Annotated in this window: 32 protein-coding genes and 1 tRNA gene; 29 read left to right on the top strand and 4 right to left on the bottom strand. The window is 69.0% G+C overall.

Going from position 1 to position 24,568, the window contains the following annotated elements:
- The first annotated feature begins 106 nt into the window (after window positions 1-106).
- On the top strand, window positions 107-1,006 hold the full coding sequence (locus HNP84_RS12805; protein WP_312924619.1) for an ABC transporter substrate-binding protein: 900 nt from the start codon (window positions 107-109) through the stop codon (window positions 1,004-1,006).
- Between the two features lie 58 nt (window positions 1,007-1,064).
- On the opposite strand, the gene HNP84_RS55990 is transcribed toward HNP84_RS12805, so the two are convergent.
- Window positions 1,065-2,663, bottom strand: a complete 1,599-nt coding sequence (locus tag HNP84_RS55990) for a glycoside hydrolase family 99-like domain-containing protein (RefSeq protein WP_185049893.1) — start codon at window positions 2,661-2,663, stop codon at window positions 1,065-1,067.
- Between the two features lie 647 nt (window positions 2,664-3,310).
- Here HNP84_RS55990 and HNP84_RS12795 point away from each other — a divergent pair.
- The gene (locus tag HNP84_RS12795) at window positions 3,311-4,408 is read left to right on the top strand and encodes a phosphotransferase family protein (RefSeq protein WP_312924823.1); all 1,098 of its coding nucleotides are present in this window, start codon (window positions 3,311-3,313) and stop codon (window positions 4,406-4,408) included.
- On the opposite strand, the gene HNP84_RS12790 is transcribed toward HNP84_RS12795, so the two are convergent.
- Window positions 4,402-5,769 carry an NsdA family TPR-like regulatory protein gene (locus tag HNP84_RS12790; protein WP_221336204.1) on the bottom strand — a complete coding sequence of 456 codons (1,368 nt, stop codon included), beginning with the start codon at window positions 5,767-5,769 and terminating at the stop codon, window positions 4,402-4,404. The two genes, HNP84_RS12795 and HNP84_RS12790, sit on opposite strands and share 7 nt — an antisense overlap.
- A 172-nt stretch (window positions 5,770-5,941) precedes the next feature.
- Entirely contained in the window at window positions 5,942-6,328 is a 387-nt protein-coding gene (locus HNP84_RS12785; protein WP_185049891.1) for a GntR family transcriptional regulator, read from the bottom strand.
- A gap of 355 nt (window positions 6,329-6,683) precedes the next feature.
- Here HNP84_RS12785 and HNP84_RS54900 point away from each other — a divergent pair, with 355 nt between their 5' ends.
- The 27 genes from HNP84_RS54900 (at window position 6,684) to HNP84_RS12655 (ending at window position 24,123) form a co-directional block, all read left to right on the top strand.
- A complete protein-coding gene (locus HNP84_RS54900) occupies window positions 6,684-6,818 on the top strand; it encodes a hypothetical protein (RefSeq protein ID WP_281396108.1) in 135 nt (44 codons plus the stop codon).
- A gap of 85 nt (window positions 6,819-6,903) precedes the next feature.
- Entirely contained in the window at window positions 6,904-7,083 is a 180-nt protein-coding gene (locus HNP84_RS12780) for a hypothetical protein (protein ID WP_185049890.1), read from the top strand.
- 84 nt (window positions 7,084-7,167) lie between these two features.
- Window positions 7,168-7,341: a hypothetical protein gene (locus HNP84_RS12775; RefSeq protein WP_185049889.1), complete on the top strand. Its 174-nt coding sequence runs from the start codon at window positions 7,168-7,170 to the stop codon at window positions 7,339-7,341.
- Window positions 7,342-7,434: 93 nt separating this feature from the next.
- Window positions 7,435-7,599 (top strand): hypothetical protein, encoded by a 165-nt coding sequence (locus tag HNP84_RS12770; protein WP_185049888.1) that lies wholly within the window; start codon window positions 7,435-7,437, stop codon window positions 7,597-7,599.
- Window positions 7,600-7,725: 126 nt separating this feature from the next.
- Window positions 7,726-7,890 (top strand): hypothetical protein, encoded by a 165-nt coding sequence (locus tag HNP84_RS12765; protein ID WP_185049887.1) that lies wholly within the window; start codon window positions 7,726-7,728, stop codon window positions 7,888-7,890.
- A gap of 91 nt (window positions 7,891-7,981) precedes the next feature.
- Window positions 7,982-8,356 carry a WhiB family transcriptional regulator gene (locus HNP84_RS12760; RefSeq protein ID WP_185049886.1) on the top strand — a complete coding sequence of 125 codons (375 nt, stop codon included), beginning with the start codon at window positions 7,982-7,984 and terminating at the stop codon, window positions 8,354-8,356.
- A complete protein-coding gene (locus tag HNP84_RS12755) occupies window positions 8,356-8,886 on the top strand; it encodes a hypothetical protein (protein WP_185049885.1) in 531 nt (176 codons plus the stop codon). The genes HNP84_RS12760 and HNP84_RS12755 overlap by 1 nt, the downstream gene beginning before the upstream one ends.
- A 268-nt stretch (window positions 8,887-9,154) precedes the next feature.
- On the top strand, window positions 9,155-9,346 hold the full coding sequence (locus HNP84_RS12750) for a hypothetical protein (protein ID WP_185049884.1): 192 nt from the start codon (window positions 9,155-9,157) through the stop codon (window positions 9,344-9,346).
- Window positions 9,343-9,726, top strand: a complete 384-nt coding sequence (locus tag HNP84_RS12745; RefSeq protein ID WP_185049883.1) for an RRQRL motif-containing zinc-binding protein — start codon at window positions 9,343-9,345, stop codon at window positions 9,724-9,726. The genes HNP84_RS12750 and HNP84_RS12745 overlap by 4 nt, the downstream gene beginning before the upstream one ends.
- Window positions 9,723-9,884, top strand: a complete 162-nt coding sequence (locus tag HNP84_RS12740) for a hypothetical protein (protein WP_185049882.1) — start codon at window positions 9,723-9,725, stop codon at window positions 9,882-9,884. Before HNP84_RS12745 ends, HNP84_RS12740 begins: the two co-directional genes overlap by 4 nt.
- Window positions 9,885-9,897: 13 nt before the next feature.
- Window positions 9,898-10,890, top strand: a complete 993-nt coding sequence (locus tag HNP84_RS12735; protein WP_185049881.1) for a hypothetical protein — start codon at window positions 9,898-9,900, stop codon at window positions 10,888-10,890.
- Window positions 10,890-11,165: a hypothetical protein gene (locus tag HNP84_RS12730; protein WP_185049880.1), complete on the top strand. Its 276-nt coding sequence runs from the start codon at window positions 10,890-10,892 to the stop codon at window positions 11,163-11,165. The genes HNP84_RS12735 and HNP84_RS12730 overlap by 1 nt, the downstream gene beginning before the upstream one ends.
- A complete protein-coding gene (locus HNP84_RS12725; protein ID WP_185049879.1) occupies window positions 11,165-11,455 on the top strand; it encodes a hypothetical protein in 291 nt (96 codons plus the stop codon). The genes HNP84_RS12730 and HNP84_RS12725 overlap by 1 nt, the downstream gene beginning before the upstream one ends.
- Window positions 11,455-11,766, top strand: a complete 312-nt coding sequence (locus HNP84_RS12720; RefSeq protein ID WP_185049878.1) for a hypothetical protein — start codon at window positions 11,455-11,457, stop codon at window positions 11,764-11,766. The genes HNP84_RS12725 and HNP84_RS12720 overlap by 1 nt, the downstream gene beginning before the upstream one ends.
- Before the next feature lie 19 nt (window positions 11,767-11,785).
- Window positions 11,786-12,160, top strand: coding sequence for a hypothetical protein (locus HNP84_RS12715; RefSeq protein WP_185049877.1), 375 nt, complete (start codon window positions 11,786-11,788; stop codon window positions 12,158-12,160).
- Complete coding sequence (locus HNP84_RS12710; protein ID WP_185049876.1) at window positions 12,160-14,448, top strand: DNA translocase FtsK; 2,289 nt, start codon at window positions 12,160-12,162, stop codon at window positions 14,446-14,448. The genes HNP84_RS12715 and HNP84_RS12710 overlap by 1 nt, the downstream gene beginning before the upstream one ends.
- Window positions 14,449-14,748: 300 nt before the next feature.
- The gene (locus HNP84_RS12705; RefSeq protein WP_185049875.1) at window positions 14,749-15,003 is read left to right on the top strand and encodes a hypothetical protein; all 255 of its coding nucleotides are present in this window, start codon (window positions 14,749-14,751) and stop codon (window positions 15,001-15,003) included.
- Between the two features lie 72 nt (window positions 15,004-15,075).
- Window positions 15,076-15,387, top strand: a complete 312-nt coding sequence (locus tag HNP84_RS12700) for a hypothetical protein (RefSeq protein WP_185049874.1) — start codon at window positions 15,076-15,078, stop codon at window positions 15,385-15,387.
- A 271-nt stretch (window positions 15,388-15,658) separates the two neighbouring features.
- A complete protein-coding gene (locus tag HNP84_RS12695; protein ID WP_185049873.1) occupies window positions 15,659-16,147 on the top strand; it encodes a single-stranded DNA-binding protein in 489 nt (162 codons plus the stop codon).
- 82 nt (window positions 16,148-16,229) lie between these two features.
- The gene (locus HNP84_RS12690; protein WP_185049872.1) at window positions 16,230-16,499 is read left to right on the top strand and encodes a hypothetical protein; all 270 of its coding nucleotides are present in this window, start codon (window positions 16,230-16,232) and stop codon (window positions 16,497-16,499) included.
- The gene (locus HNP84_RS12685) at window positions 16,499-18,370 is read left to right on the top strand and encodes a DNA polymerase (RefSeq protein WP_185049871.1); all 1,872 of its coding nucleotides are present in this window, start codon (window positions 16,499-16,501) and stop codon (window positions 18,368-18,370) included. Before HNP84_RS12690 ends, HNP84_RS12685 begins: the two co-directional genes overlap by 1 nt.
- Window positions 18,367-19,500, top strand: coding sequence for a DNA cytosine methyltransferase (locus HNP84_RS12680; RefSeq protein ID WP_185049870.1), 1,134 nt, complete (start codon window positions 18,367-18,369; stop codon window positions 19,498-19,500). The genes HNP84_RS12685 and HNP84_RS12680 overlap by 4 nt, the downstream gene beginning before the upstream one ends.
- The gene (locus HNP84_RS12675; protein WP_185049869.1) at window positions 19,497-19,988 is read left to right on the top strand and encodes a hypothetical protein; all 492 of its coding nucleotides are present in this window, start codon (window positions 19,497-19,499) and stop codon (window positions 19,986-19,988) included. The genes HNP84_RS12680 and HNP84_RS12675 overlap by 4 nt, the downstream gene beginning before the upstream one ends.
- Window positions 19,989-20,209: 221 nt before the next feature.
- Window positions 20,210-21,130, top strand: coding sequence for a bifunctional DNA primase/polymerase (locus HNP84_RS12670; RefSeq protein WP_185049868.1), 921 nt, complete (start codon window positions 20,210-20,212; stop codon window positions 21,128-21,130).
- 16 nt (window positions 21,131-21,146) lie between these two features.
- A complete protein-coding gene (locus HNP84_RS12665) occupies window positions 21,147-22,331 on the top strand; it encodes a DUF3631 domain-containing protein (protein WP_185049867.1) in 1,185 nt (394 codons plus the stop codon).
- A gap of 179 nt (window positions 22,332-22,510) precedes the next feature.
- On the top strand, window positions 22,511-22,708 hold the full coding sequence (locus HNP84_RS12660; RefSeq protein ID WP_185049866.1) for a helix-turn-helix transcriptional regulator: 198 nt from the start codon (window positions 22,511-22,513) through the stop codon (window positions 22,706-22,708).
- Window positions 22,708-24,123: a tyrosine-type recombinase/integrase gene (locus HNP84_RS12655; protein ID WP_185049865.1), complete on the top strand. Its 1,416-nt coding sequence runs from the start codon at window positions 22,708-22,710 to the stop codon at window positions 24,121-24,123. The genes HNP84_RS12660 and HNP84_RS12655 overlap by 1 nt, the downstream gene beginning before the upstream one ends.
- A 131-nt stretch (window positions 24,124-24,254) precedes the next feature.
- Here HNP84_RS12655 and HNP84_RS12650 read toward each other — a convergent pair.
- A tRNA-Ile gene (locus HNP84_RS12650) sits at window positions 24,255-24,331 on the bottom strand.
- Between the last annotated feature and the right edge of the window lie 237 nt (window positions 24,332-24,568).

Genomic DNA, 24,568 nt, shown 5'->3' with positions numbered 1-24,568 from the left:
CCTCCATCGCACCGTCCACCTCCGGAAAGGACAGCCATGTCACCGGTGCCGAGCCGCCGCGCGCTCATCGCCGCGGGAGCAGGGGCCCTGCTCGGTCTCGCTGGATGTGCCGGGGCAGGTGACCAGGTGGCGGGCACGGGACCGTTCGCGCGGATCGCCGGGGCGTTCGGGGCGACCGAGATTCCGGCACGGCCCGTGCGGATCGTGGCGCTCGGCTTCGGCAAGGACGCCGACACGGCCGTCGCCCTCGGCGTCGTCCCCCTCGTTGTCCAGCGGTCGCTCAGCGATCCCAGCGGGATGGAGCCGTGGCTCGCGCGAGCCGTCGGCGCGGCGCGGCCCGAGCTCATTCAGGCGGGGACGGAACCACCGGTGGAACGCATCCGCGCTGACCCCCGACCTCATCCTCGCCACGAACCACTACCGCCTGGCCGACCACCATGACCTGCTCCGGCGCATCGCCCCGGTCCTGGCGTACGTGAACGGCCCCAACGCCGACACCTGGCAGACCACCACGCGACGGATCGGGCGGGCACTGGGCCGGCAGGCACAGGCGGAACGCCTCGTCCGGGACCTGGAGGACCGGCTCGGCGACGTGCGACGGCGGGCCACGCGGCTGCGCGGGAGAACCTTCACGTTCAGCTCGTTCGCCGGGGACCAGGTCGTCACGAAGTGCGCGCGGGACGACGTGCTGGTGCGGTTCCTCGCCGGCTTCGGCCTGGCGCTGCCCGCGCTAGTCGCCGCCCTGCCCGAATCGGGCCCGGCGGGCATGGCCGGCGTCAGCAGGGAACGGCTGGAGCTCATCGACGCCGGCTACACCCTGATCACCTTCCGGGATGAGCACGAACGGCGGGCGATCGAGACCACGGCCCTGTTCGCGAGGCTGAACTCCGTCCGCAACGGCGGCTACCTGCCGCTCACCCCGGCCGAGAGCCACGCGCTGGCCTTCCCCTCGGTCCTGTCCATCCCCTACGCCATCGACCGGGTTCTGCCCCGCCTGAACCGGTGAAGCCGGAGCCCGGCTCAGGCCGGGCGCTCGCGCCCCCGGCCCGCGGCCACCGCAGGTGTCAGGAAGGAGCGATTCCCGACGCCACGCAGCCCTGTCCGCCGGTGAGGCGCAGCTCGGATCGGATGACGTCGAGGTAGGCGCAGCCGTCGCGGACGTTGGGCTCGATGATGCCGCCCTCGTGCCACTCGTTCCAGGCGTAGAAACCGACCAGGTTGTCGATCGGGGACAGGCGGGTGGACCGTGCGATGTCGGTGCGTATCCGGCCGACGCCCTGGCGGAACAACTCGATCGTCTGGTCCCGGTACCAGCGGATCTTGTCCGGGTCCTGGATGAGATGCGGGTAGCGGGGCCGCTCGTCGAAGTCGGAGGCCGCGCACCGCATGAAGGTGCGCGGGGCGGCGGCGAAGTAGCCTGCCATCTCCTGAACGTATGACACGTAACTGGGCTGGTGGTCGTAGCGGACCCCGCAGTAGGAGCCGTCGGCGCCGAAGACCGCCGGGTCGGTGCCGACGTGCATCTCCCAGTTGGACAGCACCAGGATCTCCTCGTTCAGGTCCGTCCTGGCCCGTTCGCGCAGGGCCGCCACGAACGCCCGCACATCGCCGGCGCCGGCCGTCCCGTCGCCGGTCAGCCCCGTGTGGTCGCACAGCCCGACGATCAGCCGGCCGTCGTTGGCGCGCAGGTAGTTGGGCTCGTTCAGGTACCGGCCGACGAGCGCCTCCGCCGCGGCGGTGTGGTCGCTCCGCGGGATGCGCAGATCGCCCGAGGGATGGGCGCAGATGGTGACGGCGAAATCCATGGCGGCGCTGTTGCGGGCCGCCTTGAACGCCTCGATGGCGACGTCGGGCCGGGGCTGCCGGTCCTCGGAGTTCCAGTACCAGTAGAACTGGAAGAAGCTGAGGCCGGCCGACGACGCCTGGGTGATGTGTTTCTCCAGGGTCTCCGGTTCGGAGTCGTCGTAGTAGCCGATGGACGGTTTGAGGTTGGAGAAGTCCTCGTCCTTCCACACGTTGTACTTCGACGGCTCAACGCCCGGGTCACGGCCGTAGTAGTCGCGCACGCCGCCCCACCAGTCGCCGTCGCGCTGGTACCAGGTCTTCGTCGCGCCGATCACCATGTCACTGGACGGATTCCAGGAGCCGAAGTAGATCGCCCCCGCCCTGATCCACTCCGGATGAACCCATCCCATGGGCCCGTCCACCCGATACCCCAGGGCCTTGAGCCGGTCGGCCTCGCTCTCCACAGCGACCCGCCACTCGTAGGAGTTGGCGAAGCGGAGCAGTCGCTCGGCGCCGGGCCGCTGCTCGGCCGCGACGTACCCCATGACGCCCTCGTCCACGAACCGGCCGTCCGCGACCAGGTCATCCCTTTCGGCGTCGGAAACGCTCAGCAGGTACGTCGACGTTCCCACCAGCCGCAGCCGGTGCACCGCCCGCGCACCTTGGAACGAGTTCCGCCACAGATAACCGGCCCGGGTCGGCTGCCGCCTGAACCCGTGCCGTTCGGCCGCCAGCGACGCCTCCTCCGTCGAAAGCGTGTACAACCGTCCCCGTCCGCCCGGTGCCAGCATCTCCACCAGCGGCACCGGAAAGTCCACCTTCTCCTCGGCCGAGCTCGCCACCGCCCGCGCGGGGCGGGGCAGATTCACCGTGGACACAGCCGTCAAGGCGAGGGCCGTCATGACCCCCGCGAGCACCCGCGGGCTCAACCGCGCTCTTGTCGAACACACGGGCACAGAACGTAGAAGAGCAGGACGCCTCCCCGCATCCGTCACGATGACCGTCCCCCGATGGCACGGCCGAACCGGACCACGCGGCCAGAACGAGCGAACCGCCGTAAGAGCCGGTCGTGATCGGCCGGGGTCCGGCGTCCGGCAGCGGGACCTGTTCCGTGCCGTACCAGACGATCTTCCCGCGGTGGCCGTTGGACGTGGCGGGCAACGTGAGGTCGCACACGGGCGGATCTCGCGGGCACTCACCGCATGATCGACAACAGAGGTCAAGGACCCCGGAACGCTCCGGGGTCCTTCTGCTTTTCCTGCTCTGACCAGGGGAGACGAGGGCCGGTTCCATCCCGCGTATGTTCCGCGAGGGGTGGCATCCGGCTGCTTCTGGCTGGTGTCGGCTGCATGGGGACGGGTGACGCCGTACAGACGTATGCCCAGATGAGGGAGGGTGTTCCGGGTGGCACGTGGTAGGGCGGGTGGGACTTGAACCCACGACCTACGGATTATGAGTCGAGTGTGCTACAGCCCTTGGCAATGTCGCTGACGTGGTACAACCCGGCACGACGCGCGATGTTGCGATGTCGCCGGGGAAGCATTGGGTAATGATCAAGGATGAGAGCGCTTCTGAGGGGCGAGAGCGCGTTCCGGGAGCGAGACGTGCGGCGAAGCGCCTTCGTCGTTCCCTGGCCCATCTCGGTGGCGCGATACGGACTTCGTTAGGAGATCTCATGGCGAACGGTAGCGTCAAACGTATGGCAGAGACCCAGCCCGCAGCGCGAGGCTCTGAGGACTTCACCGCCGAGACGAGTCGCGCAACGATGGAGCGCGCGTGTGCTCGCGCTGGCTTGGACCCCCAAGGGGCAGAGTTGATCAGACTGGGGGAGAATGCCGTATATCGACTTCGAGAGCCTGTCATCGTCAGGGTGTCGCGCACGCTCGCCTACCTCGCCGATGTGCGGAAAGAGGTAGCGGTATCTCGATGGCTGGCCGAAATCGACTTCCCCGCTATCCGTGCCCTTCGAATCGAACAACCATGCATCATCGCCGACCACGCGGTGACCTTCTGGGAAAGTCTTACCGATGTAGAGGATTACGGTACGCCGGCAGATGTGGCCGAACTTCTCGTTAAGCTGCATGAGCTTGACGCCCCTGCTGGGGCTCTCGGTCTCAAGCCCCTCGATCCCTTTTCCAGGGTGGAGCGCCGCATCAACTCAAACGGGTGGTTCACCCCCGAAGATGATGAATATCTTCGGAGTAGGCTGGTGAAACTGCGTGAAGCGTATTCCGGTCTCTCCTTCTCCTTGTCGTCCGGTGTCATTCACGGTGATGCCAGCGTAGGGAATGTGATTCGCGACCGTGAGGGTCACCCCAAGCTTATTGACCTCGATGGCGTGGCTATTGGCCCTCGCGAATGGGACCTGGTTCTCACCGCCCTGTACTATGAGCGGTTTGGTTGGCATACTCGCGAGGAGTATGAGGCGTTCGCCCAAATCTATGGCTTCGATGTCATGGCGTGGGACGGCTATACTGTGCTCGCCGACATTCGTGAATTCCTGATGGTGACGTGGCTGAGTCAAAAAGCAGCCCAAGACGAGCGAGTTGCAGCCGAGGTTAGAAAGCGTATCGATGATCTGAAGAGTGGGGCAACTGGCCTGCGCAATTGGGAGCCTTACTGATACGCGATCTGTTGCCACAGTGAAAATTGTATAGCTTCCTCCTGAAACCCCCGCAGAGCGCTCGACGATGCTGCGGGGGCCAGTCGTTTCGAGAATTCTTGCACGTAGGCAAGGCATCTTGACGAACGAAGTTGGTCACCTAGCCGGAGTGCTTTAAGCGCGACCGTGCATGCCTGTTCTGCGTCTCCAGCGGCCAAGTGGGCATCGGCGAGCACCATGGTTGCGAAGAAGTCACTACGCTGATACGTCTCGCCGTCTATGCTGCCTAAGCACTGAGTTGCGTACTGTGTGGCGTTCACCGGCCTGCCGAGGTCTCTTAAGCAGTGCCCGAATTCGGCTGCTAGCTCCGCGTCATCAAAGTATCGAATCCATTCAGGGTCGTTGTCTGGGTTGCGACGCTCAAACTCTGTTACTGCTTGCGAGAGGACTCTATCGCATGCGCGGGCATCTCCAAGTCGGGCGAGTGCACGAGCCTCCATGGCTAGGAAATGGGCTGTTAGCGTTGGCGTAGCAATGCCTCGGGTGCCTTGACGCGCAGCCTGTGCCAAATTGGCTGCCTCACGAAATCGGCCCATGAACGTCGCCTGGTGACTCATGGCATCTAGGATGCTCGCAGCCAAGAGGCGGTCGTCACCCGCTCTTGCTAGCGATAGAGCCTGAATGAAGTAGCGCTGAGCCAGACTGTGCAAGCCGCTGTCGTAAGACATCCAGGCCGCTAACAGTGTCGCTTCTGCGACGGCGGAGAAGAGGATGTGTCCAGTAGTCTCGTTGAAGTTTCCTTTCAGTAGTTGCGGGGCGTCGCTCGATAGATATTGAATCAGTGCGTGCCTTGCGTGCCCACCGCCAAAGCGATTATCCATCTGGGTGAATAGGCCAATGGTTGCCTGAAAACGCTGAACGTCCGATTGGCCGACTCGGCGACCATCCCGTACCTGCGCCGGCGTAATGGATGGGGATAGCAGCCAGGTCAGGGAAGCTTCGTTCCACGCGGCGGGGTTGACTTGCTCCCGTAGGACGACAGAAGCCTCGTTGAGATCTGCCTGCCACAGTCGGGATACCGTCTCGATGCCGTCTTCGGCAGCCTGAGGGACAGAGAGTCCCAGATCCAGCGGTAGCCGCTCAGCCGCGGCGAGCCCGGCGTCAGCCAGTGTCACCGCCCGCCCGAGTGCGCGGCTCAACGTCGTGACGATCACTTGGGCCGCATCCGCACGTGGCTTGACGCCGTTGAGCCACCGGCTGACAGATGTGTGGTCGCATCCAATAGGTGTGCCTGCTTCGGACGAGGTGTCTCGAACCGCGCGGGCGAACGACTTGTGTGAGTAACCGGCTTCGTTGATCAACCGAGCCAACTTGTCGTTCACAGACCTGACCGGCATGGCGCTCCTCACGAAGTGCACATGTGCGCCCCCGAGTGCGCGCTGTAGCGCGTCCCTTCCCCGGGGCAGTCTTGTTCTTGTCCAGTCAAGCCGGAGCGCCCCGGCGAGGTCTACCTCAACACAGAAAGACGCGAGAAAGGTGAGAACCGAAATTCTCTCAATCGTCCGAAAGCCGCTCAATCAGGCTAGAAACCCGATCTTCGGTAAGAGTCAGTCGCCTCTTCGTTTCCCTGAGTTCCTGCCGCACTTCAGCAAGCTCCGTGCGGAGCTGTTCAGGGGTGCTAGCGAGGGGCGCTGCCGTCCGATCGCGCACGTAGGCACCGCTCGCCGGCTTCACTGTCACCCAACCCTCGGCCTGAAGAAGCCTCACAGCCGCTTGCGCCGTGTTCTGGGCCACGTCGTACCTCTCCGCCAGCTTCCTGTAAGAGAGCAGCTTCTCGCCTACCTGTAGCTGCCCGCCCTCGATCTCCCTGCGAATGATTGCTGCGAGCTTCTGACTCGCATGCGTCTTGGGCTCATCTGCCCGGTTCTGATCAAGTGCCACACGGTCAGCGTACTCAACTGCCTTGAGGCAGTGGGTTGACGCTCGCCCGCGCACGGCCTACTGTCATGAGACAGATGGACTGCCTTAAGGTGGTTCATCGCGCAGCCGGAAGACCTGGGAAGGCGGCTCACGCCGCGCGCCAACGGGCTGTCGCACTCGCTTCTTGGGAACTGCATATGGGCCACCGCCTCCCACCGAATAAGGCGGCCCGCGCGGGCGATGACCCGCGCATCGCTCACGCGTCCTGTCTCACCGGCGGGCCGGACCTCTCGCCCGGCCCGCCAGCCCGACCAGCAGACCCCTGGGTGCGAGTCCCGGGCGGGCACGCAAGACCACCACATCGAAGGAGATCACCATGAGCGACAACCAGAAGCCCGAGGGCCACGTCGTCAAGTGCGCTTCGTGCAAGGGCTCGGGGCGCGACCACCTCACCCCGCTCATCAAGGTGTGCGCGGTCTGCAAGGGCGTCGGCAGCGTGCTCCTCAAGTAGCTGCTGATGTTGCGCGTGCTCGCCCGGCCCTTCCCCGGCCGGGCGGGCGTGCGGAGCAACAGCTCCCGCCACCACGGAGGACCCGATGACCGAGATCACCATCTGCACCCAGGGCGGGTGCCTGGTGACCTACACGCCCGAGACCGACACCCAGGCCGAGTACGAGTGCGGCGGCTGCGGCGAGTTCGGCACCGACACCGTCCAGTACGTGCACGACCACGCGAGCATCTGCCACCGCTCCGGCCTAGTCCCCGCCGCCGCCTGACAGGGGCGGAGGCCGGTGCCGGGCCATGCCCCGCCCCTGACTGGGGTTGAACCCGCAGGCTGCCATGAAAGGAGGGACCCACTCGTGTACTCCGACCGCAAGCCAGTGCGCCGCCTACTGCTGTTCGCTCTGCTGGGCCTCGTTCTGGTGTTCGTTGTCCGACAGCCCGAAAGGGCCGCGAGCCTGGCTACCAGCGCGTTCAACGGGCTGATGACGGTGGCCGATGCGTTGGCCACTTTTGTCGGCAACGTCGGTTAGTCCGCGGATCTCAACTGCCCCGATGGTCGTAGGCGAGGTTCGACTCCCCGCCGGGGCGCTGCTGTCATCGCCACACCTGAAGGAGTTCGGATCGTGAAGCGGCGCAAGGCCATTCAGTTTTACAGCCCGGACGGTAGCGAGACCTACACGGGCGACTGCCCGAGATGGATCGCGGCCATGCGGCACCTGCGCCGTGACCTGCGTCAACGCACCGTCATCGTCTACGGCATCGGCCCGTGGCCCTGCTGGGACTGCTAGCCCGACATCCGCCCGAACTGATCCTCTTGCCGCCCTGATGGTCGCAAGGCGGGGTTCGACTCCCCGCCAGGGCACTCCGGTCAACCGGCCGGTATCTCCCCTCGCCGAAAGGACCAAGGACACGGCATGACCGACAAGGAGAAGTGCGGCATCGAGTTCATCGCCTACGACGGCAGTGAGTCCCTGACCTGTGACCGCACCGCCGGATTGCACCTGATCCACAAGGACGCCGGCACGCGGTTCGTCCGCATCCCCGGCGGCGCCTACGTCTCCAAGCCGAAGCCTGCTTGACCAAGCGAGACGGGCGCGCACCGGGCGGCCAATCCGCCAAGACCCGCCGCACCGGGCGCGCCCCCACTCCCAGTGAAGGAGCCCAACCATCATGCCCCATGAAGTCGGCTCGCCTCTCCGAGCGAAGACGCCGGCGCCTGCGCGGGACCGCGCCGCGCTGATCCTGCTGGCCGCCGTCACCGCCGGAATGCCGCGGCACCTGGCCGAGAACGCCGCGTGCATGTTCGATCCCGAGTTGCACACCGGCCCGGACCTGTTCGCCGACGAGTCCGCCGAGGAGCGGGAGGCGCGCGTGCAGGTGGCGCGTGAGGTGTGCGCGGACTGCCCGGTGTGGGCGTCGTGCCTGTTCTACGCCCTGGACACGCGCCCCGAGGTGGGCGTGTGGGCGGGGCTGACCGCCGAGGAGATCGCCTCCCTACCCGGCCCCGCCGACCCGGTGGCGTGGTCGCCGCGCGAGGTGGCCTGATGAGCCGCTATCCGCACCTGGACAGGGCCGCCGCCGGTCGGCCCTTCGGTGAGGTGGAGGTGGTGTTCGCACCGGCCAAGCCCACCACCCGCCGTGGCCTCACGCGCGTTGTCCTACGCCCCGGCGTGATCGATGACAACGCCGACGAGTTCTTCGCCTGGGGCTATTGCTGGCTGCTGGCAGCGGCCCTGCGCGAGGCTACCGGCTGGCCGTTCGGCCTGGTCGAGCGGCGGCGTGCGGATGCCTGGGAGTGGACGCACGTGGGGGTCATCACCCCGGGCGGCTCGTTCCTGGACATCCGGGGCTACCACGACCGCACCGCCCTGGCCGCCGACCTGGAGGCGGCCTACGGGCTGCCGACCCGGATTCGCGTCGGCACCTTCGCCGACCTGTGCCAGGCCATGCGGATTCCCAAGGACACCCAGCCGGATTGGTGGCTGAGCATGCTGAGCGAGCCCGTTCTGGCCGATGTTGTTCGCTACTTCGCCGCACACCTGCTGGATCAGCGCCCGCGCACGGAGGTGGCGTGATGTCGGCCGCCGTAAACCCTATCCAGGTCGGGGCCAAGGTCGTCTACCACGGATCGGTGAGCGAGGCGCACGGATGCTACTTCGTAGCCGACATCTGCACATGCGATGCCTGCGATGACGCTTGCGACTTCGCGGCCTGGAATCGCATCCCCCACACGCCGCGCTACCTGCTGGCCGCCGATCCGGACGGCCCGGCCGTCCTCAGACACGTCCGGCGCACGAACTTCACCGCCTGCGCTGCGACCGCTCCGCCGAGTGGAGGTGCGTGATGAGCCATACCGGCGAGATGGCCGACGACGACGCCCGCTTCACCTGGGGACTGGTGTACGACGTTTGGAAGGTGCTGGAAGCGCACGGGTACCGGCTTCCCGCCGAGGACACGCCCCGGTATCGGGCGCTCGGCGAGATGCTGTCGAGGCTGCTGGAGCTGACGCGAGCCTTTGAGGGGGGCCGGCCGTGAGCCGCATCCGCGCCCGCTTCTGGGACCCGGCCGGCGCCCGGTACGGCGTCCCGACCTACCCGTGGCGGATGGCCCCGCCGCACCTGCTGACGATGCGTCAACTCGCCGCCGAGGGACTGCGTCCCGGCGGTCAGGGCGTACAGGCACAGGTGCTCTGGGCCTCACGCCGCTACCGCGCCCGCGGCGGCGTCCGTGCCGCCTACCTGTACGACGTGCGGTTCGCGCTGCCCAAGCGCACCGCCACCCCCGCCCAGCGCGCCGCCCTGGCCAAGGCCAACGCCGCCCGCCGCACCTGCCCGGTGTGCGAGCGCGACGCCGGTTACGTCCTGCCGCGGCACCTGGGCACGTGCCTGGACTGCGCTCAGGAGGCCGCGGCATGAACGTGCGCCTGATCGGCGAGCCCGCCGAGGTGACCGCGGTCGCTCTGGCCCTGCGCGCCGTCTTCACCATCGACGCGGCCCGCGGCCCCTACCCCTCGCGTCGCGACCCCGCCCACGTCCGGCTCTACCTGTGCATCCACGCCCCCAAGACCACATGAAAGGAGGTGCCCGATGAGCATCACGACCCCGACCCCTGAGCCGTCCCCCGAGGACATCTCCCGCGGCCTGGCCGACCTGGAACGCCACGTCGCCGCACACGCACCGCCCGCGCCTTCACCCCGCCCGGTGGCACCGAGCGGGGACACCAGGCGCGTGCAGCGGCTGCGCGCCGAGGTGGCCGAGGCCCGCGCGCTGGCCGCGTTGCAAGGTGATGACACGCCGTTCCTGCTGGACACGGTCAAGGTGCGCCGGCGCCGTAAGGCCGCCTACGAGGCCGCCCGGCTGCATGAGCTGGCCCGCGATCCGGCGATGCGGGCGTGGCAGGCCGCGCGGATGCGGCGGCTGCTGGTCACGGTCGCGATGGTGTCGCTGACGCTGGCGCTGGCCTGGTCCACCGCGGGCGTGCAGCGCTTCGCCGCCGATGGCGCGCCGGCGTGGTCGCCGGGATGGCTGTTCGCCTGGTTGGTGGAGCCGTTCCTGTCCCTGGCGCTGCTGGTCGTGGTGGGTGCCCGCGCCTACATGGGCACCCGGGGCCAGCCGATCACCTCGCCGGCGTTGGTGCGGATCGAGTGGCTGTTCCTCGCGCTGACGCTGGGCATGAACGCCTGGCCGTACCTGCCCGGCGTCGCCGAGGACTTCTCGCTCTCGCGGCTGGTGCTGCACATCCTGGGGCCGATCGTCGCGGTGGCCATCGTCACCGCGCTGCCGATCATCCTGGCCGCGTTCGCCGGGCTGGACCACGACCGCGACACCCGCGGCCTTACCGGCCTTACGTACAGCGGCAACGCCGGTGATCCGGTAAGGCGAACCTCTCCCGCGGAGAACGAGCACCTTGCGCGAACCCGCGCGCTGATCGCGGCCGGCGAGCTTCCGCCGAGTCCCAGTGCCTACAAGATCCAGCGGGCGTTGCGGTGCGGCATGGACGACGCCCGCGCCGTGCGCGACGCACTCGCCGCCGAGGCCGCCCGTCATGGCGGACCCGCCGCCGGTGGGGAGGTGGCCTGATGAGCCGCCGCAACGCCGTCGCCGACACGCTGATCAGCACCCTGATCACGATCGCCGTGGTGTCCCTCGCCGCGGGGCTGGCGGTGGTGTGCTTCACCGCCTGGCCGCGCGAGATGGCGATGTGGCTGGCGGGCGTCGTGGCGGGACTGCTGGCCGGCCCGTCGCTGCGTAAGGTGCCGGCGCTGGCCGCTGCCCGTCTGGCCGGCGAACGCGCCATCCCCACTCCCGGCCGGCGGGGCGTGGCCGCCCGCCGTTGCCGCAAGCGGAGGCGGTGATGGCGATGGTCGGCGCCCCGCGCATCGTCTACGTCATCACCGACGCCGCCCCGCCCGCGCGGGCGCGCCCGCTCGCGCGTCTGCGCACCGCCCTGCTGATGCTGCTCGCCGCGCTGGTCCTGCTGGTCACCGCGGCTGATGCGTACCTGACTGCGCGGATCGGGGTTCGCCCCCTGATCCCCGCGGTGCGGCGCTTGTTCGCCCTGCTGGCCGCCGAGTGCCGCACCTGGGTCACCGGGGCGGCGCCCGCCCAAGTCGTTGACGACCCTGACCGGAAGGTGTGGCGCTGATGAGCACCCGCAACATCACCGAACTGTCCGGCATCGAGTTCACCGGCTCCCTGGGGGAGGCGTTCACGAACTACGGCAGGCAACTGACCGCGCTGGCCGAACGCTGGGGCCTCGAACTGGAGATCGCCGCGGTGGATGCCGAGGCGGCGATGTCCAGCATGAAGGGTCACATGCTGCTGTTCGGCCTGGATTCTAAGGTCCGCGCCCGCCGGGTGGCCAAGCGGCTCAAGCGCGCCCGTGACCTTGCCGCGGCGCTGGCTGAGCAGGGCGAGCGCTTCCCCCGCAGCTACCGCAAGCACTTCCTGCCCTGACCCTGAGAGGAGGCCATGGATGGGCACCGGACAGACCCGGCTCGATGAGATCGCAGGCATCGAGTTCCACGGCAAGGTCGCGGCGAAGATCGCCGCCTACACCGTCGCCACCCAGCGTTTCGCGCACGATCTGGCGCGTGAGCTGGATACGGCCGAATCCACCGCCGAGTCGGCGATGAGCCAGCTCAAGGGCCACCCGCTGTTGCTGGGCATCGACGTGCGCGCCCGCGCGTGGCGTGTGGCCCGGCACCTGGCCGACGCCCGGGAGCTGGCTCAGGGCATCTCGGCTGAGGCGGTCAAGTTCAACATGCAGTTCCGGCAGGAGTTCCTGGAGGCCATGACCGAGAGACGCGCCGAGAACCGCAAGGAGTACAAGGGGAAGGTCGATCTGTGATGTCACGCAAGCAGCCGTCCCTGCAACTGGTGCAGGAGGCGACGATGGACCGCCTGGTTGCCTCGGCGGTCTCCAAGGTCGGTGTGCTGGTCCCGCCGTGGGCCGTGCTGGGCATCGAGGCCGCCGCCGGCGCGTTGTCGCACGTGTGGTGGGGTCAGCCGCCCGCGGTGACGTGGGCGGCGGTCGGCTGCACCCTCGGCTCTACCGTGCTCACGGCGCTGACCTGGGCCGTGAGCCACCAGCGGCGCCTGATCGGACGCGTGCACGCCACCGTCACCACCGCGGCGGCGAGCGCGTGGTTCACCACCGCCACCATCACCGGCCTGGATGCGCCGATCACGCACGGCGCGTTGTTCTTCGGCGGCGCCACCCTGGCGATCTCGTGGAACATCCGCACCGTCATCCGCCGCACCACCGGCGAGGAGGACAGCGGCGGCGGGGACGCGCTGGGCACGCTGTTCAACCGGGCCAAAGAGCAGGCCGGTTTGAAGGGGGCGCGGGTGCGGGCGATCGAGGTCACCGACCACAAGGTCAAGGGCCAGATGCAGCTACCGCCGGGGGAGAAGACCGCCGAGGACGCCATCAAGGCCACCGATCGCCTGGAGTCGGGCATGCAACTGCCGCCCGGCAGCGTGACCGTGGCCCGCGACGACGATCGCGCCGATCGGGCGTACATGACGGTCTCCGACCCCACCACCATCCGCCGGCCGATCCCCTGGCCTGGCCCCTCCCACCCCGGTGCCTCCATCGACAAGCCGTTGCGCATCGGTGTCTACCAGGACGGCGACCCCGTCGAATACCGGTTCGTAGGCCACCACTTGCAGATCATGGGCCGCACCGGGTCCGGCAAGAGCATCGGCGGGGCGTGGAATATCTTCGGGGAGGTCATCACCCGCCACGACGCGGCGGTGTTCTCAATCGACATCTCCAAGGACGATCAGACGATGGGGCCGCTGCGCGAGGGACTGCACCGGTTCGAGACCACCAAGGCCGGCGCGGTGGAGCTGATCCGCGCGATGCACAAGGCGATCCCGCAGCGCACCAAGTGGCTGGCCGAGCACGGCTACAGCGATTGGGAGCCCGGATGCGGGCTGACGTACTGGTACCTGCACATCGAGGAGATCGCCAAGCTGGTCAGCGAGATCGGCGCGCAGGATGAGGAACGCTTGGGGGAGATTCTGAAGGAGATCCGCTCGGCGGGCGGCAGCGTCCTGCTGTCGTTGCAGCGCGCGGACTACACCCAGATCCCGACCCTGTTCCGCTCCCAGATGGCCAAGATGTGCTTCGGCCTTTCCGACCCCGACGATGTCAAGTACGGCGTCTCGGCGCGGCAGCGCAAGGCGGATGTGGCGCCGCACGAGTGGGAGGACCACTACCCCGGCATGGCGCTGCTGGATGCCCGCGGCATCCGCACCACGCACTACGCGATGCCGCTGCGCACCTACACCTGGGGCCGTGACAGCCGCGAGGCCCGCTCCGCGATGGCCGCCCACGCCGCGGCCTACCCCGCCGCCGCCAAGCAGGTGGACCCGTTCACCGCCGCCCTGGCCCGGCCCACCGCACCCGCGCCGCGCCCGGTGGTGGCGGTGTCGGGTGGTACGGCGCCGCGCGAGGTTGAGCCGGCGGTGCACGATGAGCAGGAGGAGTTCGCCGCCGACTTCGCCGAACTGCTCGCCGACGCCGCCGAGCTGGTCATTTCCACCCAGCACGCCTCACCGGCCATGTTGCAGCGCAAACTGCGTATCGCCTGGCAGGACTGCCTGCGTCTGCTGGAGGCCCTGGAACGCAAGAACATCGTCGGCCCGGCCGTGCCCGGCGGCGATGACCGGCCCGTCCTGGTGCAGGCCGGCCAGAGCGCCACCGACCTCATCGAGCACCTGCGCGCGACCGGGGACGTGGTCACCGAGGCGCTGGCCCGCACCGAGGACCCCGACCCGTCCCTGACCGCCGGCCCCGACGATCCCGTCACCGAGCCCACGCCTGAGGAGGCCGATTCCCTGCACGCGGCCACCCCGCCGGCCAAGATGCACCCCGCCGACGCCCGCGACCTGGTCTATGCCTGGCTGCGGCACCGGCACCAGCACGGCCGGCCGACCTTCACCGCCACCGATGAGGACCTGACCGCGGTACGCCGCCAGACCGGCAACGGACGCGGCTGGATCTACAAGGTGCTGACCGACCTGACCGAGCGCGGCGTGCTGGCCGTGGCCAAGTCGGGCAGCGTCCGCACCTACACCATCACCGATCTGAGCCCGCTGGACCGCGACGGCTACAACCGCGCCGCCTAGCGGCCCACGCCACACCCCGCGCCGAAGGGGCGGCCCCGGCGCCGACCCGGAAAGCCGCCCCGCGGTCACGTGCGCGCGGCTGCGCGTGGGACGCGCGACCGCCCCGCCGATGATCTTGTCACGGGCTGTCACGCCCGCTGTCACGGCTCCTGTCACGGGGCTGCTGTCACGCTGTCACACCCCCGCTGACCTGTGACTCTCACCCCCGGCCCCTAGCCGTGACACCCCGCTCCTGTCACGCCCCGCCGCCCGGCGATCGTCCCATGCCACCGTCCCGGCCCTTGCGTCTGGAGAACGCCCATGCCCACCCCTCCCCTGATCACCGCCCTGGCCACCATCGCCGTCTGCCTGACCGTCCTGACCGTCCTCGCGCTCGCCTGCGCGGTGGCCTACCGGTTCAGCCTCAAGCGCCATCCCTACACCGACTGCCGGCGCTGCAAGGGCACCGGCCAGCGCCGTAGCCGCCTGTTCGCCCACTCCTTCGGCTACTGCCCCGACTGCGTCGGCACCGGCCGAAAGATCCGCCTCGGCGCCCGCCTGCTCAACATCCGCTGACCTCGACAGCGCCCCCGCATCTCCGCGCGACGCGCCACCCTCAACACCCATATCCGAAAGGAACCCTCTTCCATGTCCAAGATCCACGCCGTGCACGCCGTCACCCCCGGGAGCGTCTGGGCCGACCAGCGCGCCCTGGGCCGAACCGTTGTGGTTGAGGCCATCGACGGCCCGTACGCCGTCTGCACCACCTTGACCAACTCCCACGAGGTACAGCGCGCCCTGAACCTCCCCGCCGACTACCCCCTACGCGGCAACCCGCGCGACATGCGCGGCACCACCTGCCGCATCCTGCTGGACCGGTTCCGCCCCACCAGCAACGGCTTCGCGTTCGTCACCGCCACCGGAGCCCACCTGTCCACCCAGCTCACCGCCACGCACTGACCCCGAAAGGCACTCCAATATGACCGGCACCCGCCCCGCCCCCTCCCACCGCGGCACCGAGAGCGCCGAGACAGAGCGCTACTACTCCTGCGGCTGCATTTGGCGCGGCAACGTCCGAACGGTGGCCTGCCCCGCGCACACCCGCCGCCGCTGACCGGCTACACCGCCGCAGTCCGCCTACACCCGCCGAAGCCACCCCGCCCGCGCGAGATCACCTGTCCCACTCGTCAACCCACCCCCACCGAACCGCTCACAGCGGAAGGAGACCGCCATGGCCGGCGAGACCACGATCACGATAATCGGCAACCTGACCGCCGATCCCGAACTGCGCTACACCGCCACCGGCCTGCCCGTGGCCGGCTTCACCATCGCGTCAAGCTCTCGCACCTACAACAAGCAGGTCGAGCAGTGGCAGGACGGCGAGGCGCTGTTCATGCGCTGCTCGGCGTGGCGCGACCTCGGCGAACACGTCGCCGCGTCGCTGACCCGCGGCACTCGCGTCATCGCTTCCGGGCGGCTGCGCATGCGCACCTACGAGATCAGCGACGGCGACAAGCGCACCGTCATTGAGATGACCGTTGACGAGATCGGCCCGTCCCTGCGCTTCGCCACCACCGAGGTTCACAAGGCCGCCCGTACCCGCGGCAACGGCAACGGCACCGGGGCCGCCCCTACTGGCGGCGGTTTTGACGACCCGTGGGCGTCCACGACGCCAGCGCCCGCCGCCTCGGCGGCCGGTGGTGACGAGCCGCCGTTCTGACCTCGCCTCATCACGCGACCACCTCGGGGTGACCTGACCAGGCCACCCCGAGGCGTTCCGGAAACAGTCAAGGAGTCACCGCATGATCGCGTCCACCGGTGACCAACCGGCCCTGTTCGTCGCCACCCCCGCACCGCCGCCGGCCGAGAGCCCGGTGACCGGCGTGGCGTTCCTCGGCGCCGACCCCGCCGCCAGCGACGCCGCGGTCATCGGCGACGGCTACGGCTGGCTGGCCGACGCCCTGCCCGCCCCCGCGGCGCCCACCTGCCCGGACTGCCACCGCCCGGCCGTCCTGCCGGCCGCCGCGCCGGTGTTGTGGACCTGCCCGCACTGCCACCCCACGGAGGTCTGATGACCCCCACCCCGACTATCCCGCCCGCCGTCTACACCCGCACCCATGGCGGGCACACCATGACCATCCACACCCCCGCCGGGTTCGATCCGGCCGCGTTCGCCGCGTTCGCCGCCGCGGAACCCATGCTGGGGCTGGATGTGGAGACCAGCGCCATTGACGACAAAGGGCCGCGCCAGTTCGACCCGGCCTTCACCGTCCGCCTGGTTCAACTCGCCTCGGCCCGCCACGCGTGGGTCCTCGATCCCGCCGACCCCGCCCAGCGCGCCGCCGTCCGCGCCGTGCTCGCCGACCCCGGCCGCCGGTTCGTCACCCACACCAACTACGACCCGTTGGCGGTGTGGGCCGCCTTCGGCATCGCGCTCGGACAGCGCGTCATCGACACGCACCTGATCTCCAAGCTGATCGACCCCGACGAACGCGCCGGCCACGGCCTGAAAGAGCTGACCGGCCGGCACCTGGACGACGGGCTTGTGCAGGCCGAAGCCGCCTTGCACGCCCGGATGCGCGCCCTGGCCCCGCCGGGGCACCGCGCGGGCAACGCGTGGCTGGCCTGGGGCTGGAACCACCTGCCCACGACCGATGAGGCGTACGTGGTCTACGCCGGGCTGGACGCCATCTACGTCCGCCGCCTGCTCCCGGTCCTGCTGAGGCACTGCCTGGCGTTCACGCACCTGGTGCGGATGGAACAGTGGCTCGCCGCCCGCGCCACCGCCATCACCATCCGCGGCCTGCTGCTGGACCGCCCCTACACCACCGCCCTACTCGGCGACCTCCAGCGCGAGCACGCCGCCGCCGAGAACCGCATCCGCGGCGTGCTCGGCTGCCCCGGCGGCTCGCCCCGCTTCGCCGCATGGCTCGATGACCGGCTGACCGCCGCCGGCATCACCGGCATGCCGCGCACCGACACCGGCCGACTCCAGGTCACCGCCGACACCCTGACCGCCCTGACCGAACGGCACGCCGCCGCGCTCCCGCGCGAGGTCGCCGAGCTGGTCACGGCGCGGCTGGCCATGGCCCGCACCTCCAACCTGATCGCCAACCTCAAGGCGTTCCTGCGCGCCGCCGACCACCACGGGCGTGTCCACCCGCAGATCAACACCCTGCGCGCCAAGACCGCCCGCATGTCCATCACCGGCCCGGCGTTGCAGACGCTCAAGAAGCACGACCCGCGGCTACGGCACTGCTTCCGCGCCGACCCCGGCCACGTGCTGATCTCCTGCGACTTCTCCCAAGTAGAGGTCCGCGTGGCCGCCGCCCTGTCGGGCGATCTGACCCTGAGGCGGGTCATCGCCTCGGGGGTGGACATCCACGACGCCACCGCCGAGCTGATGTACGGCCCCGGCTACACCAAAGAGCAGCGCACCATCTCCAAGCGGTGCACCTTCGGCACCCTGTACGGCGGCGGCGCCACCGCCCTGGCCGCACAGACCGGCGTCACACCCGAGGTGGCGCGGCAGGTCATCGACCGGTGGCAATCCACCTACCCGCACGTGATCGCCTACACCAAACGCCTGGCCCGCCAATCCGAGGTCATCACCCCGAGCGGGCGCCGCATCCCCGCCGATCCGGCCCGCGGCTACGCCAACGGCAACTACATGGTCCAGTCCACCGCCCGTGACCTGCTACTGGCCGCCGTCTACACCTTCGCCACCCGCCACCCCGAGGCCCGGCTGTGGCTGTTCGTCCATGACGAGGTCATCATCCAGGCGCCCGAGGCCGACGCCGAACGGCTGCGGGACGCGCTCCGGGAGGCGATGACGACCAACTTCCGCGGCGTGCCGATCCTCGCCGATGCGGAGATCCTCGGCACCCACTGGGGCCGCCTGCCCGACCAGGAGACCGCCGAAGCGCACCGGGAGGCGGCATGACCGGCCTGCTCACCGCCGGGTCGCTGTGCTCCGGCTACGGCGGCCTGGACCTGGCCGTGCACGCGGTACTCGGCACCCGCCTGCTGTGGGCGGCCGACAACGACCCCGACGCCGCGCGGGTGCTGGCCGCCCGCTTCCCCGACGTGCCCAACCTCGGCGACCTGACCGCCATCGACTGGGACACCGTCCCGCCCGTGGACGTGCTGACCGCCGGGTTCCCCTGCCAGGACCTGTCCTACGCCGGCCGCGGCGCGGGCATCACGAAAGGCACCCGAAGTGGACTGTGGCACACCATCGCCGACGCCGTCGCTACGCTACGACCCCGCCTGCTCGTGCTGGAAAACGTGCGGGCCATCGTTACTCGGCGACCTGGTCTTGACGTCGTCCTCGCTGACCTTGCCCGACTCGGGTTCGATGCGAACTGGACATGTCTTCGAGCATCCGACCTCGGCGCCGCCCACGAGCGCAAGCGCTGGTTCTGCCTCGCCTGGCCTGCTGCCGACACCGGTCGCACGCGACGGCAAGGAGGCCGGCTACCGGGGGCAACTGCCGAACGTGTTCACCTTGCTGCCGACGCCGCGCACTTCGGACACCAACGGGGCGGGGTTGCACGGCGACGGGGGGATGGACCTTCGTACGGCGGTCTCCCTGCTACTGCCGACCCCGACCGCAGCCGACGGCGAACGGACCAGCACGACCTACGCCAGCGGCAATCCCACGCTGAGCGGCGCGGTGTCTTCGACTGGGGACCGTACGGGCCGGCCGTCGCGCGCTGGGAGGCGACGATCGGCCACCCGCCACCCTGGCCAGTTGAGCCTGGACGACATGGACGACCCCGGCTGAGCCCGCGCTTCTCGGAATGGCTGATGGGCCTGCCTGCCGGGTGGGTCACCGACGTGCCCGGCATCTCCCGCACCGGCCGACTCCGGCTCGTGGGCAACGGCGTCGTCCCGCTTCAGGGGCCGTCGCCGTCGCCGCCCTACTGCCCGAACACCTGCGCTGTGAACGGCAACCCGCACCGCGCGACACGGCCACGGAGACGGCTTCGGCGACCCGTGGGCCGACCGTACTCGACCCTGCGCAGGAACACGCCGCCTGACCGCCCCGACGTTCTGGAGCGCGCAGCATGAGCACCGACTACCCGACCACCGCGGCCATGGCCACCTACGCCGACACGATCAACGCCGCGCACCTGATCTCCGACCCCCAACCCCTGATCGAAACCATCTGGGACCTCAGCATGATCCTGATCGGTTCGATCGGCGCACTCGGCGCCAACGACCGCGAGACCGCGCGGCGGCTGGCACTGACCGCCGCCATCGATCGGGCCACTTACCAGCGGACCCACCCCGCCCCGCCGGCCGGTACTTTCGCGGCGTGTGAGGTCACGCACAACGAGCTGTACATCCTGACCGATCAGGACATCAACACCGCATGTGACCGCGGCGACCTCGCCCCGGTGCTCTGCCACACCGGCGCCGCCTGGGCAATCGTCCTGCTCCTGGCCCGCCACGCCGACGATATCCCGACACTGGCACGACTCGCTTACACCCTGCTAGCAGAGGTCAGTACCTACGGCCCCGCGCAGGTCAAACCGGTCATCCCCGTCACGTTCTGACAGGTCACCCAACCCACCGCGTCCGCTGAAGAAGGCAACCCGCACCACTCATCACGGCCACGAGGAAGGCTCCCGCGCGTGCCGAATCGCCGCTTGGCCTCGCCCCCAACTGGTGGCACTACCGACCACCTCGACAAGGCCACCAGTTGGGGGCGATCCGTCCCACCCCCGCCCGCGACCGCCGCGCCGCCAGGCGGGGACACCCCTGGAAAGGAGAAGCATTGAGCCGCGCCCTGATCGCCGCGGCGCTGGAGTGCGCCGCCCGAGGCTGGCACGTCTTCCCCCTCACCCCCCGCGGCAAGTACCCGCTACGCCACTTCACCGCATGGGAACAGCACGCCACCACCGACCCCGAGCGGATCGCCCGATTCTGGAGCCGCCGGCCCTGCAACATCGGCATCGCCACCGGCCCCTCTCAGCTCGTGGTGATCGACCTCGACTTGCCCAAGCCCGGCGAGCACCCGCCCGCCGCCTACCGTGACCGTGGCCTGGTCACCGGCGAGCAGGTCTTCCGCGCTCTGTGTGAGCGCCACGGCCAGCCCTACCCGGGCGGCACCTTCACCGTCACCACCCGCCGCGGCGGCACGCACCTGTACTACACCGCCCTGCCCGACCTCCGACTCGGCAACACCAGCGGGGACAAGGGCAACGGACTGGGCTGGCTGATCGACACCCGCGCCCACGGCGGCTACGTTGTCGGCCCTGGCAGCCACGTCCACCGTCCGGACGGCACCGGCACCTACCGCATCACCAACCCACTTCCGCCGGCGCCGCTTCCCGGCTGGCTCGCCGCCCTGCTCACCCCGCCACCGTCCGCGCCGGCGGCGAGCGCGCCGCCGCGCCTGGCCGACCTCGACGGCGCCCGCCTGTCCCGCTATGGCCGCGCCGCCCTGGCCGGTGAGGTCGAACGGGTGGTCAACGCCCCCGATGGCGGACGCAACCGGGCGCTGAACCTCGCCGCGTGGAAGCTCGGCAAGCTGATCGCCCACGGGGCACTGCCCCGCGACGTGGTCGAACACGCCCTACAGCAGGCCGCCGAGGTCGCCAACGCCCACAGCCGCGATCCCCGCCCGCCGCACGTCCTGGCCGGCGTCATCGCCTACGGCATCGCGGCCGGCATGCGCGCACCCGCCCGCCGATAGGAGGGACACCCCGCCCATGACCCGCTCCACCCGGCCCGCACCTGATGGTGCCGGCCTGCTGGACCAGTTGCGCGCCGCCCTGGTCCGATACGTGATCCTGCCCACCCCGCAAGCCGCCGACGCCGTCGTGCTGTGGATCGCCGCCACGCACGCCCAACCGGCGTGGGCGCACGCCCCGCGGCTGGTCATCCGCGCCCCGGAGAAGCGTTGCGGCAAGTCCCGGCTGCTCGACATCGTGGAGGCCACCTGTTACGAGCCGTTCATCACCGTCAACTCAAGTTCGGCCGCGGTCTACCGCTCCATCACCGACGATCCGCCGACGCTGCTGGTTGATGAGGCCGACACCATCTTCGGCCCCAAAGCGGACGGCAACGAAGACCTGCGCGGCCTGCTCAACGCCGGCCACCAGCGCAACCGTCCCGCCAAACGGTACGACGCCAACGCCAACCGGGTGGAGTCCATCCCGACCTTCGCCATGGCCGCGCTCGCCGGCATCGGCGCCATGCCCGACACCATCGAAGACCGCGCTGTCGTGGTCCGCATGCGCCGCCGCGCCCCCGGTGAGAGCGCGGCGCCCTACCGGCACCGCCGCGACCGCCCACCCCTTCGCGCGCTGGCCGCCGCCATCAACCAGTGGCTACGCACCGACCTGTCCACTCTGGAGGCCGCCGAACCCGCCATGCCCGTAGAAGACCGCGCCGCCGACACCTGGGAACCCCTGGTCATCGTCGCCGATCACGCCGGCGGAGATTGGCCAGAACGCGCCCGCGCCGCCGCCGTCGCGCTGACCAGCGAAGCCGACGAGAATACGGCCAGTTCGCCGCGCCTGCGCCTGCTCACGGCCTGCCGCGCCGCGTTCGGCACCGATACCGCGCTCCCGACCGCCGTGCTTCTGGACCGGCTCAAGGCCGACCCTGAAAGCGAGTGGGCCGAGCACGGCCCGGCCGGACTGACCCCGCGCAAGCTCGGCATCATGCTGGCCGAATACGACATCCGCTCGACCAACATCCGATTCCCCACCGGGCAAGCCAAGGGCTACCAGCGCGCTGACTTCCTCGACGCGTGGGCGCGCTACTGCCCCACCGCCGAACCCGTCCCCGAGGGGGAGATCGTCCCACTCGCCAGGGGTATCCGTCCCAAGCGTCCCAACCTCGTCAGCGCAGGTCAGCGCGGGACGGAAAGCGCCCCTGGGACGGGTTGACCCGTCCCACCCGATCCACCCGTCCCAGGCTTGACCTGCGGAAATGAGCTTGGGACGGATGGGACGGATACCCCCCTCGAACATGCACAATTCTCGGCGGCAAACCATCACGGTCCAACCGCCGAAACTTCTCAAGCCGCGCCCACGCACCGATCACATGTCCGGAAGGAACACGCCCGATGGCCATCGTCACCCGCCTTCGCGCGATGCTCACCGTCCCTGAGGTCTGCGCTGAACTTCAGATCTCCCGATCCACCTTCTACGACTGGCGGCAGAAGGGCCGCGCCCCGCGCTGCATCACCCTGCCCAACGGCTCTCTCCGCGTTCGCCGCGCCGACCTGGAGAGCTGGCTTAGTGCCCGGGAGGACGCTGCCTGATGCAGGACACCACATACGACGTGCGCGTCTACAAGACCGAGGTGCGCAAGAACAAAAGCGGCAAGGTCACGTCATATCGAGTTCAGTGGACAACGGCGGGGAAACCCTGGAAGAAGACATTTCGGAACAGCGCTCAAGCCGACGCCTACCGAAGCAGTCTGATCACGGTCGCCCGTGAGGGGGAGGCATTTAGCCTGCTTACCGGCGAACCCGTGAAGTGGAATCGCCCCGCGCCACCTGAAATGAGCTGGTATGAGTTCGCCTGCAAGTTTGCCGACTTCAAGTGGAAGGCCGCTTCCGCAAAGTACCGGCAAGACATAGCTCGCGCGCTCACGGCTGCCACGCCTGCCATGCTCGCAACCACCGAAGGTAAGCCCGACGGCATGACCTTGCGCACAGCCATGCGCCGTTGGGCGTTCAACACGAAACAGCGCGCTGAGGTGGCGGGGGAGATGGCGGAAGCGCTCGCGTGGCTGGCAGTGAACACGCTGCCGGTGTCCGCGCTCGCAGAAGCTGTGACCGCCCGCGCGATGCTCGACGCGGCTACGTCGCGTTTGAACGGCAAGCCGGCTGCGACCAGCACCGTCCGTAGGCACAAGACGATACTTCAAAACGCGATGGATTACGCCGTGGAGTTAAAGCTGTTGAGCGGCAACCCGATTAAATCCCTGAAGTGGACGCCTCCCAAACTCGCCTATGAGGTGGATCGACGCAGCGTGGTGAACCACGACCAAGCTCGACGTTTGCTCGCAGAGGTCGAAGCGCAGAAGCCGAGCGGAAAGCGGCTCGTGGCGTTTTTCGGCGCGATGTACTATGCCGCGCTACGGCCTGAGGAAGCGGTCAATCTTAGGGAGGACAACATCGTTCTCCCTGAACTGGTCGTGAACCCAGATACGGGGGAGTTGGAGGAACCTGCCGACGATTGGGGCGAGCTGCACTTTGCCGCAGCAACGCCCTTCGCGGGTCGGGAATGGACCGACGATGGCAGCTTGTACGAGGAACGCGCGCTCAAGCATCGTGCCGAAGGGCAGACGCGCACGGTCCCCTGTCCGCCGCCGTTGACCAAGCTGTTCCGTGCCCACCTCACAGAGTTCGGTACCGGTCCAGGCGGGCGGGTCTTCATGGGCGTACGGGGCGGCGAACTGGCCGGCATCACGTACCGGCGTGTATGGAACAAGGCGCGACAGAACGCCTTGACCGCCAAGGAAGTGCAGACGCCGCTGGCCAAACGTCCTTACGACCTTCGGCACGCCTGCGTCTCCACGTGGCTGAACGCGGGTGTTCCGGCAACGCAGGTCGCTGAATGGGCGGGACACAGCGTCGATGTGCTTCTGAAGATCTACGCCAAGTGCATCGTCGGGCAGGATGAGGCCGCCAAGCGCCGCATCGCCGCCGCGCTTGACGACTGCGACTGACCGGCGGCCGTGGGTAGGCATTGGGTAAGACCGGCCGTAGACGACCACTGTCAGCCGTAGACAGCCGGACGACGCAAGAGAGCCCCTGGCGGCGTAAGTGCTGGCCAGGGGCTCTTTCTGGTGATCAGGGGTGGTAGGGCGGGTGGGACTTGAACCCACGACCTACGGATTATGAGTCCGCTGCTCTGACCGGCTGAGCTACCGCCCCGCAGGGGTGAAGTCTCTCATATTTGCGGCCTGTTGCCAGCACGGATCGGGCGGTCTCCGGGGCCGGCGAGGACGTCTGGGAGTGAGGTGGCCGCTATGTCGGATTTTACCAATGGTGGTGCTGGGCGTGGGGGGTGGGAAAGTCTGGGTGAATCGGGGGGCGGTTGGTGTTGGGGCGGGGGGAGAGGTGTCTGGGGAGTACGGGCGGGAGTGGCTTTCTGGGGGATGGCTCGGCGTA

It is taken from the genome of Thermocatellispora tengchongensis (genome assembly GCF_014202315.1).
Taxonomy (GTDB): Bacteria; Actinomycetota; Actinomycetes; order Streptosporangiales; family Streptosporangiaceae; genus Thermocatellispora; species Thermocatellispora tengchongensis.
The sequence above is the reverse complement of the archived record's forward strand: the minus strand, read 5'-3'. Positions and strand labels throughout refer to the sequence as shown.